A 15,248-nucleotide genomic window follows, 5' to 3' on the forward strand; every position below is an offset into this window, starting at 1 on the left:
CAGATACCGTATAAAATTTCCAGATTTACATTTGTCCACCTTCGTAAGCTAATACCGGTTTACCATTTTCGCAGGTTACTTCTTTAGGAGGCATGACGTACATGCAGTCTGAAGCAATGTCATATTTCCTGTTGTAATCCTGTTCAGCTTTATTATATTCTTGAACAAGCTTTAAAAAAGCGTCGGTGTCTATGGTATTGGGGTAAGCAATATAGCCTTTTGGACCCCCGCAAGCTTTACTTCCAATAGGCGTAAAATTCCAGTTCTCTGAATGGATGCAGCTTGCCGTATCAACAATAGCTGATATTTTAGATCGAAGTGCTGTTAGATTTTTTTCGTCGGCATTTTGGATTTGAGAACTACTCTTTTCACAGGCAGTGAGGCTGGTGAGCGTGAATACGACGACAAACAATATACTTTTCATATCTTCTGGATTTATATACAAAAATAACGAAGATAATCTTGACTATGCTACAGTACAGTTGTTTGAAGTCGTTTGTTTGCTTTTTACCTTTTGTTTCTATAAAGCCAGCCTATATTTTGCGCCTAGTGCAAACCATCTTTTGGGCATCGGCACCGCTGCTGATTCGATGTAATACTGGTTGAACAGGTTGGTGATGTCAGTATAGAACGTGAGGTTAGGTAAATCATATCCAATTCGTAGATCTGATATTAAATAGGCAGCTTTTAGTTCTCTTTTCAACAGTCTATTATTGAAACTTAAGTGTAGCTGATCTTGGATATATGAGGTTCTGAGTAGCAATTGATGCTTAAGGCTTTCGATACCGTATTTTGAATCCATTCCTTCAGATCTCACCGTACTAACCGGAGTCAAATAATTATAGCTTAAGGCGTATTGAAATCGGGATCTGGCATGAATCGGTACCGCTTGACTGGCCCTAAAATTAAATCCCTGCATTTTATTATTTCCGAAGTTGAACGGTTGGTAAGGCTCAGCTGTAGATTCTCTTATTCGATCTATAAAGCTAGAAATATCTCTGTAAAAATATCCCGTTTGCAATTCAAAATTAGATTTTTTATAATGCACGGCAAATTCATATTGCCAGGCATTTTCCGATTCCAGATTGGGATTTCCGATGTTTCCACCTGTTGCCGAGCGTTGGTCAAGATACAGATCGGTAAAGGATGGGATGCGTTGACTCGATCCAATATTGAAAGCCAATTTCCATCCCGGATGGAAGAGGTAACCGACATCTACTCCGGGGAATACCTGCCACCCGTATTGCGTGTTGTAATTTAGATAACTTCCAAGATTCCAAATCATGTTTTTAATGCGTTCGGTCTTAAATTCCGCATAAACGCCATGGTTATACCGATGATGGTCACCAATATTTGAACTGACAATTTCTTCCGATCGGCTTTCCAGACCAAAGCCTACATCGCCAATAAGTGTATTCCAGGTGGAATTTACTTCCGCTGATAAAACATCGGTGTGATGTAAAGACCGTGATGTGTTTAGGTCATGTCGAAAATAGCGGTAATCATCCGCATTGTAGCGATAGCTCAGACGGGGGCGTAAACTAAACTTGTCGCTGATTTGATGACTTGATGAGAGACCAACCAATTTTGTTTCTACGATTTCATAGGATTCCCTATCACCCGGAGCTGCATAAAAGCCGTTCGCTCCAAATTCATTGTAAAGATATCCCGCGGTAAGGTCTACTGCATTTCGCTCGTCAATCTGCATCCTGCCCTGATAGAATACCTTGGTGTTTTCTGTGCTGCTGTTATAACGTTGTCCGTTATATTTATCTTTGCCAATAGAGACTATGTGCTGATGCGTGTTAAAGGCAAGATTCCCTCCTACTTGTAACCCACCTCCCCAATATAATCCTTCGCCATCATTTTCTTCTTTTCCTTCAAAAGACGAGCCAGCATAGGTATGAGCCGAAATAGTGGACTGTTCGGGTTTTGTCGTCACAATATTTACGGCGCCCGTAAGTGCATTGATGCCATATATTCTTGCTGCAGGCCCCTTTAAAATTTCAATGCGTTCGATATTTTCTAAGGATACAGGGATATTCATCGAATGATGAGCTGTTTGCGGATCGGAAATTTTTATTCCATTGAGCAATACTAATACCTGTTCGAACGAACCGCCATCTATGCTGATGTCAGCCTGTGCGCCAAATGGACCGCGCTGTCTTATATCTACGCCTCCAATAAAACTAAGAGCTTCATTTATAGATTTTACAGGAAGCCGTTCGATCTCCTGTTTCGTAATAATTTGGATGTTTCGGACATTTTTGTTGAACGGCGTTTGTAACCTGTTTTCAGATATGATGACTTCTTGTAAAATTGTAGAATCGCTGTTAGTTTTCTGCCCCATAGAAATCAAAGGAGAGATAAGAGAGCAAAATAGTATTAACCTTGTTCGCATCGTAATGATTGTGTTTTAAGTTGTTTCTGTTGAACTTTTTCGTGTTATTAAATTAATATTTGCAAAAGTCGTATCTTTCCGGCTAATTCGAGTGTGCCAGTTTTTATAATATGAGTAGTCCGGTTGGTTTGCCTTTTTTAAGTTTTATTAAATTAGATAGGGATGCGTCGAGTCCTATTTATATACAAGTAGCACAGCAGATCATTAATGCCATTCAGCGAGGCCATTTGTTGATCGGTTCTAAGCTTCCTGGCACACGTGGCTTGAGCGACATACTGCAGATTCATCGCAAAACGGTGACGGCGGTATATGCTGAATTGGAGGCGCAGGGCTGGGTAGAAGTTCGTCCTAATAAAGGAACTTTCGTAATAAATCCTTCAGGAGGTTCGTTGCCATCCGAGATTTTGATTACTCCAACTTCATTGGCTAAATATCCCGAGAAAGTTGGGTATCTGTTTAATCAATCTAATATTCTTGACAGTCCTTTTGAGTATTCGCAATGTAGGTATGGCTTCAATGATGGTATTCCGGATATACGGCTGACGCAGATGCAGAATCTCTCCAGTATTTACAGCGCAACGATGAAGCGTAAAAGCACTCGTAGAAAGTTAGGAGCGTATAATCAAGAGGGGAGCGAGTATTTCAAAGCGCAATTAAGCGCATATCTGAATCTCTCGAGAGGACTGCATATTACCCAGGAAAATGTATTAATTACACGCAGCACTGAAATGAGTTTATATATTATTTCCCAATTATTGATCAATAGTGGGGATTTAGTGCTCGTGGGAGAATTGAGTTTCTTTTCTGCTAATATGGTGTTTCAGAAGGCTGGTGCCCGTATACTGACTATCCCGATAGACGATCAAGGTATTCAAGTAGATTATATTCGGAACAACTTCGATCCAACCTCCATTCGTTTAATCTATATTACACCGCATCATCATTATCCGACTACGGTTACCTTAAGTGCCGAGCGTAGAATCGAATTATTACAATTAGCTAATGAGTATGGTTTCGTGATTATAGAAGATGATTACGATTACGATTTTCAATACGAGCAATCTGCCGTGATGCCCCTTGCAAGTGCTGATACACAGGGGATGGTAATCTATATCGGAGCCTTCGGCAAATCCTTGGCTCCTGGATTTAGAACAGGTTTTGTGGTAGCTCCGCATGATTTAATGTGTGAGATGAGAAAGTATCTGGGCATTATAGATCGGCAAGGAGATATTATTATAGAGCAGGCTTTGGGGGAAATGATAGAAGAAGGAGATATACATCGTCATTTGAAAAAGTCGCTTAAGATCTATCGTGAAAGACGCGATTTATTCTGCGAACTATTAATTCACTTTCTTCCCGACGTTGTATCTTTTAAAAAGCCCACCGGAGGGCTAGCCCTTTGGACAGAATGGAGTGTTCCGTTTTCATTGTTGAAATTCGCAAACGGTTGTATCCATGATGATCTCTTTATTCCTAAAACACTATTGTATCAAAATGCTAAGGTCACTGCTATGCGCTTGGGATTCGGTCATTTAAATGATTCGGAAATGGAGCAATCAGTCGCTATTCTCAAGTCAAGGTATGACAAAATGATATGAAATGCTCGTGATCCATTAATCCGAGTATGGTAGTAAGGAACGCGCTGATGTCCTTTTTTGATACCACTTAATATATTAGTAATATTAATTTAACTTGCTGGTTAATTCTACTTCTTAGGTTTGTCGCAATTGAAAAAACAGACCATGAAATTAATATCTATTATTTTATTCACTTTGCTGGGAACCTTTGTCTACGGTCAGAATACGACCGTACTGACGGGTAAAGTTATTGATGAGGCAGATAAATTTTCGCTTCCAGGAGCAACCATCCGTATTGCGGAGGGAAACCGCTATACGGTATCAGGACAGAACGGGACGTTCGAATTTTTGGACTTGCCGGAAGGCACCTATACGATCTCCGTTGTGTATTTGGGTTATCAACCTACACGATCAAAAATTTCGGTAAAGCGGGGTCAAAAAAACTATGCCGACCTGATGTTAACGTCAGCTTCAAGTACGTTGTCTGAGGTAACTGTGATGGGTGATATGTTGAAGGGGCAAGCACGCGCACTTAACCAACAAAAGAACAATCAGAATATTTCAAATGTCATTTCTTCCGATCAAGTGGGGCGTTTTCCAGACGCTAATATAGGTGATGCGTTAAAGCGTGTTCCCGGTATCACAATGCAGAACGATCAAGGGGAGGCACGTAATATAATCATCCGTGGATTGGCGCCCAATTTAAACTCTGTTACGTTAAATGGCGATCGTATTCCTTCGGCAGAAGGTGATAATCGGAATGTGCAAATGGACCTTATTCCTGCGGATATGATCTCTACAATAGAGGTAAATAAGACTTTGACTCCGGATATGGATGCCGATGCAATAGGTGGCTCCGTTAATTTGATAACGCGAGCTTCGCCAAACGGCCAACGTATTTCAGCGACTTTGGCAGGAGGGTACGGTCCGATTCGCGAAAAAGGTAATTATACAGGAGGACTTGTTTATGGTAACCGTTTTGCGAACAATAAAATAGGAGTCGTATTGAGTGCTTCATATAACAATAACCGTTTTGGGTCAGATAACGTCGAAGGCGAGTGGAAGCAAGATGACAATGGTGATGCCCAGATTTCGGAAATGCAAATCCGTAAATATGATGTTCAGCGTATCCGTAGGAGCACAGCACTTGCTTTTGATTATAAAATCAACGATAAGCATATGTTATATGCCAATGGAATGTACAACTGGAGAGACGATCGAGAAAATAGATATGCTGTTGCTTATAAGGATATTGAAGCTACCGACAATGGTTATACCGGCGTAATTAGCCGTGAGACAAAGGGAGGGATTGATAACAACACGAATAGAAAAGGGAGGTTAGAACGTCAGAAAGTACAAAATTATGGCGTAGGAGGAGAGCATATCCTAAGTTCAAAAATAGATTTGGATTGGTCTGCAAATTTGGCAACGGCAAGTGAGTTCAGACCAAATGAACGTTATATTGGCTATGAACAAGAAGATGTTTCCTTAACTGTAGATTTCTCAGATGAAAGAAAACCTTTAGTAACAGGGGGAGAAAATTTGCAGTCTTATAGTCTAGATGCGATTACTGAAAATGAAGATTTCACGGAAGAAACAGAGTTCGGCGCGAAGGTTAATATACGTTTTCCGCTATCTGTAATTAGCGGTCAAAAAGGGAGATTGCGTACCGGATTACGGTTGCGCCTTAAAGACAAGTCACGTGATAATATGTTTTATAGTTATGAACCTAATGCGGATTTTGGATCATTGGGTGATATGCCAAATGTATTTTATCCTGGCACAGGTTTCCAACCAGGTGATAAATATATTCCCGGAAATTTTATTACGAATGATTATTTAGGAGGTCTTGATCTCGCTAATACAGATTTATTTACGCAAGAAGCCGATCCTACTGAATACCTGACACAGAATTATCAAGCAAACGAAAAAATATTTGCCGGTTATGTGCGTTGGGATCAAGATTTTAGTAGCAAATTTTCTGCGATTTTAGGAGCGCGTGTAGAACACACAAAGATAGATTATGTCGGTAACTACGTGGTAGATGAGGACGAACTAGCAGGAGAAGTAAACAACAAAAACGATTATACCAATGTGCTTCCAAGTGTGTCTTTCAAATACAAAGCGAATGAATCAACGGTATTAAGAGCTGCATTTACAACGGCATTGGCACGCCCGAACTATTATGCGTTGGCGCCTTATGTAAGCGTTATCGGAGGTGAGGATCTTGAAGTTTTTGCAGGAAATCCTAATTTGAATGCAACATTTTCATATAACTTTGATTTGATGGCAGAACATTACTTCCGTTCAGTGGGGATCCTCTCGGGTGGAGTTTTTTACAAAAACCTGCAAGACTTTATATATACTTATCGGAACAATCAGTATACCACAGCTGATTTTAGTAGGGATTTTCCGAGCCAGCAGAATGTTATTCCTGTAGGCGATAATTATCTTTTCGTTCAGCAACGTAATGGAGACAATGTCGATGTGTATGGTTTTGAATTGGCATTTCAACGACAACTTGATTTCTTGCCGGGACGCTTTTTGAAAGGATTGGGTGTATATTTAAATTATACCAATACGAATTCCAAAGCAAAAGGGATTACAAATGAAGATGGTGAGGAACGTGAAGGAATGAAATTACCGGGTGCAGCTCCTCATATGTTCAATGGCTCGTTATCCTGGGAAAACAATAAATTCTCATCTCGAATTTCTTTAAATTATACTTCCTCTTACCTTGATGAATTAGGAGGTGAGACTTTTGAAGATAGATATTACGATAAGCAGTTGTTCGTGGATGCAAATGCAGCTTACAAGATCACACCGCGATTACGGATTTTTGCCGAAGCAAATAATTTGACGAATCAGCCACTTCGTTATTTTCAAGGTGTGTCTGCACGGACAATGCAGATGGAGTATTATCAGGCTAGGTTTAATTTAGGATTGAAGTTCGACCTATAGTTTCGTTAAATTAGCAACAAGTTCCTACAGCAGAAATGGGTTGTAGGAACTTGTCGGTTACAATATTTATATATTACAAAAACATTAATTTTTTGTTTACTTTTCGTGCAGAACTATAGCTTTCAGACAGGATGGGTGCAGAGGATGTGATTTATAAGCACTGGCGCAACGGATTAAAGCCACAGGTACAGACAGTGAATTGTTAAATAGTATGAAATTGAAAATAAATTGTCAATAGTAATCTTCCAGATTTTATGAAAAGAAAAAACAACATTCTAATAGGATTTGCCTATTTGGCCTTTATGGCTTCATGTTCAAGTGGCTTTGCCCCCGTAGCGGCAGATGCGGTGGTACCCACGGTAATTACCGAACCAACAGCGTTTGATACCGACGACCCTGCGATATGGATACACCCAGAAGATCCTGCTAAAAGCCTGATCGTGGGAACGGATAAGGAAGTAGGTGGAGGACTCTACCTGTATGATTTAGAAGGTAAAATAGTTAAGAAAGTTACTGGCCTAGAGCGTCCTAATAATGTGGATGTGGCATATGGCCTGGAGGTTAATGGAAAAAAAATCGATGTTGCTATCACCACGGAACGCAAGGCACACAAGATAAGAGTATATAGTTTGCCCGATCTGGTTCCTGTAGACAACGGTGGGATTGAGATTTTTCAGGGAGAAGAAGGAGAAGAAATGCGCGACGGTATGGGAGTCGCTATCTATACGAAAAAAGATTCTATCGGTTCAACAATTTATGCGATCGCGGGGCGTAAAACAGGGCCGAATGGTTCTTATTTGTGGCAATATAAATTGTCGGGCGGATCTGACGGTATCGTAAAAGGAGAAGTAGTTCGTAAATTTGGTGAATATAGTGGTAAGAAGGAAATCGAAGCTATAGCGGTTGATAATGAACTAGGGTATGTCTATTATTCTGATGAGACTGCTGGTATACGTAAGTATTACGCCGACCCAGAGCGAAAAGACAATACCGAATTGGCATTTTTTGGTCAAGATGATGCAAAGCGCGATCATGAGGGGATTGCTATCTATAAGTCTACTGATTCGACGGGGTATATTCTTGTGTCCAATCAGCAAAACAATTCGTTTTTGGTTTATCCTCGTGAGGGAAAAGAAGGAAATCCGAATGTTCATGAAATGCTTGCCGATATTCCCGTTTCAGCTGTCGAATGTGATGGCGCCGATGCCTTAAGCGTCAATTTAGGCGCTAAGTTTCCCAAAGGAATGTTGGTCGCAATGAGCAACAGTAAGATATTTCACTTTTATGATTGGAACTTAATTCAGAACCGTATTGATAAAGCAACAGTGAAATAGTAAGACAAAAGTAGGATGAGGTATTGACGATAACCTCATCCTTTGTTTTGAAACGAATGTCTCAGGATGTGTACGCGATTTTTGCAAGAGCGGATAGGATCAATTGCATATCCCTTCTATGATTACTTTTTCCAAGCAATAACCGATATTTCTACATTTACGTTTTTAGGAAGTGTTTTCACCGCCACACATTCGCGTGCTGGTTGTGCAGTATTAAAATATTGGGCGTATATCTCGTTAACCGTAGCGAAATCTCCCATGTCGCTTAAAAAGATAGAAGCTTTAACTACATCTTCAAATCCATAACCTGCATTTTTAAGGATAGCTTCTACATTCTTTAATACCTGATGGGTTTCATCCGCTACACCAGATGTGATCAACTCCATGGTTTCCGGAATCAGTGGGATCTGCCCGGATACATAAAGTGTGTTTTCGGCCTTGATAGCCTGATTGTAAGGGCCAATAGCCGCAGGGGCATTTTCGGTATTTAAAATCTCTTTTTGTGACATAATCTATTTTATTTTGAAAAGAATACTTTATAAACAATAGCCAGTACGAATGCCAAAACAATGATAATGTTCATTATCCGCATAGCACGAACATCAAATTTCGACAATTTCGATACCCTGCCTGTCGATTTTGATTCATTGGGCTAAGTTACAACGGCAACGTGTAAAGCCCAAATAATTGCGATACATTTTATTATATTGCAGGATGAATCATAAAATAGCTTTGGTCAACGGGATTATTTATAATGAGTACAATGTGGTTAAAGAGCAGTGTTTATTGCTGGAAGGAGCGCATATAGTTGGTGTTGTTCCGTTAGATCGAATTCCGGAAGATTATGAGCAATTAGATGTTGCAGGAGATTATATCTGTCCGGGATTGATCGATTTGCAAGTCTACGGGGCAGGAGATCAATTGTTTTCTGCCGAGTTGACGTTGGAATCACTAGATAGTATAGAAAATCAACTTTTATCCCAAGGGTGTACTTCTTTTTATTTGACCTTGGCAACAAATACGCTAGATGTATTTAAGCAGGCTATAGGTGTTTTTAAGCAATCAAATCCTAAGGTTGCATTGGGAATACATTTAGAAGGACCTTTTTTGAATCCATTAAAAAGGGGAGCCCATCCTAAAGAGTTAGTTATTCCTGCTTCTCCAGATTTGATAGAGAATCTACTTTGTGATGCAGATGGTGTTGTCAAGATGATGACGATAGCTCCCGAGCTACTGGGTGACCTGTGTTTAGATTTATTGAAAGAATATAATGTATTGGTGAGCGTAGGGCATAGCGCTGCAAATTTTGAAGAAGCTTTTGCTTCTTTTGACAAGGGAATAAGTGCGGTGACCCATCTTTGGAATGCGATGTCCGTTTTGCATCATCGTGATATAGGAGTTCCTGGAGCAGTATTTAATCACGATAGGGTGAACGCCTCTATTATTGTGGATGGTATCCACGTTGATTATGAGACGGTCAAATTAAGCAAAAAGCTTTTGGGAGATCGCCTTTTTCTCATCACGGATGCAGTAGCCTCTTGTCGTAAGGGAATTTATCAACACATCTTAGAAAAAGATCACTATGTTCTCCCCGACGGAACCTTGTCTGGCTCTGCGCTGACATTATTAAAAGCGGTTCAAAATTGCGTGCAGCATGCAGACATATCTTTGGAAGAGGCATTGAGGATGGCGACTTTATATCCCTCACGATTGATCCAGAACCCACTGATAGGCAATCTGAATGAGGGGTCACTAGCCAATGTTTTGGTATTTGATCAGGATTTTGAAGTAAGGCGAGTTTTTCTAAAAGGAAAAGAGGTATGAAGTATTCCCGTATGATGTTAGCAAATTTTGAAAATTAGCGTACCTTTTTTTGTAAAAAAATCATGGCAATAGCAATGTTTTAATTATGACGCAAATCTTACTGCATTTTTTAGTGTAGCTTTGTAAACTATGAAGATTCAAGTTGTCAAGTTTTTGGTCCTATTAGGGATCGTAGCAGGGTTATTTTTTTCATGTTCGTCTAAGCGGAGTAAGACGGCTACAGGTACTCCTGTTGGAAGTACGATTACTTCGGTGAAGTTGGATACTGTAAAAAAAGAGCAAGCCCCTAAGAAAGCCAAAGATACGCTGCGAGCGCCAAGTTATACGCCAGCTGTGACTCCAAAGGAAGAGACTTCGATCAAAGTAACCTTACCGCAAGTTCAACGCGAATTCCGCGCAGCCTGGGTAGCTACAGTTGCGAATATCAACTGGCCATCTAAGAATAATCTGTCTACAGACCAGCAGAAGGCAGAAGCGATTCGTCTGTTGGAAATGTTGAAGGAAAATAATTTTAATGCTGTTATATTCCAAGTCAGACCATCCGCTGATGCATTGTACCAAAGTCAATATGAGCCTTGGTCTTATTTTTTGACAGGAGAGATTGGTAGAAAGCCTTATCCTTTTTACGATCCATTAGAATTCTGGATTGAAGAAGCACATAAAAGAGGTTTAGAACTGCACGTCTGGCTTAATCCTTACCGTGCTCACCACACCAATGGAGGTTCCGTAACTGCTCAGTCCATGGTCAAACGTGCTTCCGACCATATCGTGCGATTGAAAAATGGCATGTATTGGTTTGATCCTGCTGATCAACGTACACAAGATCACGCAGCTGCGGTTGTAAAAGATATTGTGAGGCGATACGATATTGATGGTGTCCATTTCGATGATTATTTTTATCCTTATGCTTCATACAATGGTGGAGCAGACTTTCCAGACAGCAAAACTTGGAATGCGTATCGTAGCGGAGGAGGGAAGCTGTCGCGTGCAGATTGGCGTAGATATAATGTAAATAAATTTATTGAACGTGTATATACAGATATTAAAGCCGAGAAGAATTATGTCAAATTCGGACTAAGTCCGTTCGGAATTTGGAAGCCAGGTTATCCCGCAGGAGTTACAGGTTCTTCGCAATACGATGAATTGTATGCAGATGCCAAGTTATGGTTGAATAAAGGTTGGATTGATTATTTCACACCGCAGTTGTACTGGCCTATTAATCCTTCAAAGCAAAGCTTTACCGCACTCTTAAAATGGTGGCAGTCCGAAAATACGCATAATCGTCATCTTTGGCCGGGGCTGAATACGGTAGGGGTAAGTGTGTCTGATAAGCCCACAGAAATCGTAAACCAAATTCAGGCTACAAGAGAAATCATCCCGAACAGTGTCGGTGCAGTTCACTGGAGTATAGCAGGGCTTACAAAAAGTTCCGCAATGCTAAGTAAGATTAGTAGAGGGCCATACAAACAAAAATCGCTTATCCCTAAAAGTCCCTGGTTGGCAGCTAATCCTCTTTTACAACCCACATTATTGCTTACGATGGAAAAGGGCAATGTTTTTGCTAAGTGGTTACATAAACAGCCCGATCAAGTTTTTAATTGGGTACTCTATAGTCGCTACGGCGATACATGGGAAACAGAGATTTTGGACAAAAATGTCAGTGCGATGGAATTTGGGAAGTCCAAAAACGGTAAGAATTTGAATGCTATTGCCATTCAAGCAATAGACCGCTTAGGCAACGAAAGCGAATATATAGCGAAAAGTGTTAAATAAATATGAAATATACTTGTTGCTGCTCTGTACTTTTGGATGTTTAACCTCAAAAGCACAGAAGAAGCCCGTTATTTATAAGCGGCCTATAACTTGGACCTCGGAGAGAGAACGTCTGTCCCTAGAATATTTGCTCAAGCGCCACGGAGTGCACGCTGACACGGCATTAATTATCCCGCGCATGGTTGTAGTCCACTGGACCGGAAATATGAGCGTAAATGCAACTATTAAGACATTTGATCCGGTTCGTCTTCCTGGACGGAAAGATTTACAGACGGCGAGCACACTTAACGTGTCTACCCAATTTGTCATTGCACGAAACGGAACTATTTATCAGCTTTTACCTGAAAATTTCTTCGCACGACATACAATCGGTTTGAACTACTGTGCTATTGGTATTGAAAATATTGGATCTGCAAAAAATCCTCTTACCGAAGCACAACTAAGATCTAATACTAAATTAATAAAATATTTACGTTCCAAATATGCTATTGAGTATGTCATAGGGCATCATGAGTATCAAGTATTTACCGGTACTATCTGGTGGAAAGAAATGAATCCAACGTATATAACCGCCAAGACTGATCCAGGAGATAAGTTTATGCAGTCCCTTCGTTTACGATTGGGCTTAGACAAGCAGTTGAAGATACCGCATTTGTTATAAGAGCAAATGCACTAATTTTAGACGATGTCTTTATGCATGAGCACCATGTGTTCCGTTTGTGAATGCAAAGCATTTTATCTAAGTTTATTGGTGAATATTAGAAGAGTATGTTTGATAAGTATCTGCCGAGAATAAACGCCAATCAAAAGAAGTGGATTGGAATAAGTGTAGTTTTTCTATTCGTCGTCGTCGTTGTAGGAATGGCAATAGGGCTTTCTAAAAGAGATGCTTATCTCCGGCAAGCAATCGGTCAGGTACAGCATAAGCTCAGGGACGCATATAAAGTGGATGTTCAAATCCGGAAATATCAGTTTGAAGGATTGAATACAGTGTTGCTGGAAGACGTTATTGTTTTGCCCGAAGATAGAGACACCTTATCGACTATCCAAAAGTTGCGTGTTTCTATCCGACTTCTTCCGTTGCTATTCGGGAATATAAAAATAGGAGATCTCGATTTATACGATGGAAAGGTCTCCTTTGTCAAGAAAGACTCTGTGAGTAACTACGACTTTCTGTTTAGGAAAAAGGAGCGGGATACCACGGTTATTGAGGAGCCGACAGAACGTAATTTTGCGGAGTTTGTCGAAAAAATTGCGAAGCAAGTTTTTTCAAAGGTGCCAAATGATATGCATGTGGTAAATTTTGAAGTCTCCTATAAAGATGAGGATACCTCGCAAAAGATTCGGATCCCAGAAGCAATAATTGATAACGGAGATTTTGAAACCAGCATGTTCTTAAACGAACATGATGCCGAATGGATACTGGAGGGACATGTTGACGGTGATGCGCAGCAGCTTAGCGTAGCGATTTCAGCAAAAGATAAAGATACGGAGATTCCTTTTTTGAAGAGTAAATATGGATTGAAGGTCAGTTTTGATAAGCTGGTTTTTGATCTCAACCGGATTAAGAAAGAAAGTAAGAATCTCTTGCTTATTGAGGGCGGGTGGGAGTATGTAAATCTTGTGGTCAATCATCATCGACTATCCGATCAAGACATTATTCTTCCGCATGGTATAGCTGAGGGGGGTATTCAAGTCGCGAATGATCATATCGCCCTGAGTAAGGATGCGCGTGTAACCGTGGATAATTTTACGATCAATCCGATATTGAAATATACATTGAAGCCCAAGCGTAAACTTGATTTAGCGATACATACGGGCCAGTTCAAAGCCCAGCATTTTTTTGATGCCTTGCCTAATGGGTTATTTGAAAGTTTGGATGGAGTAGAAGTAGCGGGCGATGTCAAATATGATTTGGATTTTTCTGTCGTATTGGATGATCCCGACAACTTGGTATTTAAGTCCAGTATCGATGATACAGATTTAAGGGTCGTTAAATGGGGAAAGGCAGATGTCAAGGGATTGAATTCCAGCTTCGTTTACGAGGCATTTGATGATACGACTTTATTGCGGACCTTTGTTGTCGGTACGGAAAATCCTAAATTCGTTTCGCTAAATAACATATCCGATATTCTGAAAACAACCGTTAGGAATACGGAAGATCCCTTTTTCTACAAACATAATGGATTTGAAGAGGAAGCGTTCAAATTGTCCATAGCGACAAATATTAAAGAGAAGAGATTTAAAAGAGGCGCCAGTACAATCTCTATGCAGCTGGTAAAGAACGTATTTCTGAACAGAAAGAAAACAATGAATAGGAAACTGGAAGAAATTCTGTTGGTGTGGCTAATGGAATCCTCCGGGCAAGTAACTAAGGACCGCTTATATGAGATCTATTTGAATGTCATCGAATGGGGAAAGAATGTATATGGGATATCAGAAGCGGCTAACTATTATTTTTTAAAACACCCCGCCGATCTAAATATCGGTGAGAGTCTCTTTCTATCCAGTATTATTCCCCGTCCAAAAACAGGATTGAGTTCGTTCGACCATACCGGCCATCTCAAACCTTGGGTGCAACGGCATTTTAATACGTACGGGTACATCATGAATAAAATGGGTGAACTGAAAAATATCACCGTCCCAGCGAATTATGGATTCTATGAAGTTGTTTTACAGCCCCAATTAAGACCCGCAGCTCCCGTAATGAGGGATACAACGACTTTTGATTTCGACGTCAACGAGGAGCATGAACAAATCATGCGCGATATAGAGATGGAAGAAAAAGCAAAAAAGTCTATTTTGGATAAACTTTTTGATAAATAACAAAATTAGGTTATGAAGGCCATAGAAATAGATAATCTTTGTTTTGAACCGTTTATAGAATACGATCAGATAAAGAAGCGTATCCGGTTAATAGGTATAGATCTTAATGTAAAATATGAAGATAAGCATCCTGTATTTGTAGGTGTTTTGAACGGTTGTTTTATGTTTATGGCCGACTTAATGAAGCAGGTACACATACCTTGTGAGATGTCTTTTGTTAAACTAGCTTCCTACAGTGGTACCGGTCAAGGGAAGATCAGTGAGTTGATCGGTATAGGCATGGACCTAACTGGAAGAGATGTAATCATTGTCGAGGATGTAGTGGATACCGGTAAGTCGTTAAAGCATACGATGGACGCTCTGGAGGCGTTGGGTGTGAATAGTGTGGCAGTATGTACTTTACTTTTAAAACCCTCCTGTTTAGCCTATCAATTTGATAATATCATGTACGTAGGTTTTGAGATTGAGAAAGAATTTGTCGTGGGTTATGGTCTCGATTACAACGGGCAGTGCCGTAATCTTCCCGATATCTACCGTCAGGTGATCAAATAA

At 40.2% G+C, this 15,248-nt stretch carries 11 protein-coding genes; 8 read left to right on the plus strand and 3 right to left on the minus strand.

Annotated elements, in window-relative coordinates:
- Positions 1-25: 25 nt before the first annotated feature.
- Complete coding sequence (locus tag FAZ19_RS02050; RefSeq protein ID WP_136818934.1) at positions 26-424, minus strand: hypothetical protein; 399 nt, start codon at positions 422-424, stop codon at positions 26-28.
- 96 nt (positions 425-520) lie between these two features.
- Positions 521-2,350, minus strand: coding sequence for a TonB-dependent receptor plug domain-containing protein (locus FAZ19_RS02055; protein ID WP_169305537.1), 1,830 nt, complete (start codon positions 2,348-2,350; stop codon positions 521-523).
- Positions 2,351-2,511: 161 nt separating this feature from the next.
- Between FAZ19_RS02055 and FAZ19_RS02060 the strand changes: the two genes are divergently transcribed.
- The 3 genes from FAZ19_RS02060 (at position 2,512) to FAZ19_RS02070 (ending at position 8,273) form a co-directional block, all read left to right on the plus strand.
- Complete coding sequence (locus FAZ19_RS02060; protein ID WP_136818936.1) at positions 2,512-3,999, plus strand: aminotransferase-like domain-containing protein; 1,488 nt, start codon at positions 2,512-2,514, stop codon at positions 3,997-3,999.
- A gap of 144 nt (positions 4,000-4,143) precedes the next feature.
- Complete coding sequence (locus FAZ19_RS02065; RefSeq protein WP_136818937.1) at positions 4,144-6,939, plus strand: TonB-dependent receptor; 2,796 nt, start codon at positions 4,144-4,146, stop codon at positions 6,937-6,939.
- 254 nt (positions 6,940-7,193) lie between these two features.
- A complete protein-coding gene (locus FAZ19_RS02070; RefSeq protein ID WP_136818938.1) occupies positions 7,194-8,273 on the plus strand; it encodes a phytase in 1,080 nt (359 codons plus the stop codon).
- Positions 8,274-8,395: 122 nt separating this feature from the next.
- On the opposite strand, the gene FAZ19_RS02075 is transcribed toward FAZ19_RS02070, so the two are convergent.
- Positions 8,396-8,782, minus strand: a complete 387-nt coding sequence (locus FAZ19_RS02075; protein WP_136818939.1) for a RidA family protein — start codon at positions 8,780-8,782, stop codon at positions 8,396-8,398.
- A gap of 205 nt (positions 8,783-8,987) precedes the next feature.
- Here FAZ19_RS02075 and nagA point away from each other — a divergent pair, with 205 nt between their 5' ends.
- From nagA to FAZ19_RS02100, 5 genes are all read left to right on the plus strand, one after another.
- Positions 8,988-10,097: an N-acetylglucosamine-6-phosphate deacetylase gene (gene nagA, locus FAZ19_RS02080; RefSeq protein WP_136818940.1), complete on the plus strand. Its 1,110-nt coding sequence runs from the start codon at positions 8,988-8,990 to the stop codon at positions 10,095-10,097.
- A gap of 129 nt (positions 10,098-10,226) precedes the next feature.
- A complete protein-coding gene (locus FAZ19_RS02085) occupies positions 10,227-11,870 on the plus strand; it encodes a glycoside hydrolase family 10 protein (protein ID WP_136818941.1) in 1,644 nt (547 codons plus the stop codon).
- Positions 11,860-12,531, plus strand: a complete 672-nt coding sequence (locus FAZ19_RS02090; protein ID WP_229707298.1) for an N-acetylmuramoyl-L-alanine amidase — start codon at positions 11,860-11,862, stop codon at positions 12,529-12,531. The genes FAZ19_RS02085 and FAZ19_RS02090 overlap by 11 nt, the downstream gene beginning before the upstream one ends.
- 107 nt (positions 12,532-12,638) lie before the next feature.
- Positions 12,639-14,696, plus strand: a complete 2,058-nt coding sequence (locus FAZ19_RS02095) for a transglycosylase domain-containing protein (protein WP_136818942.1) — start codon at positions 12,639-12,641, stop codon at positions 14,694-14,696.
- Positions 14,697-14,708: 12 nt separating this feature from the next.
- Positions 14,709-15,248, plus strand: coding sequence for a phosphoribosyltransferase (locus tag FAZ19_RS02100; protein ID WP_136818943.1), 540 nt, complete (start codon positions 14,709-14,711; stop codon positions 15,246-15,248).

Origin of the sequence: Sphingobacterium alkalisoli (genome assembly GCF_005049105.1) — a bacterium.
Lineage (GTDB): Bacteria > Bacteroidota > Bacteroidia > Sphingobacteriales > Sphingobacteriaceae > Sphingobacterium > Sphingobacterium alkalisoli.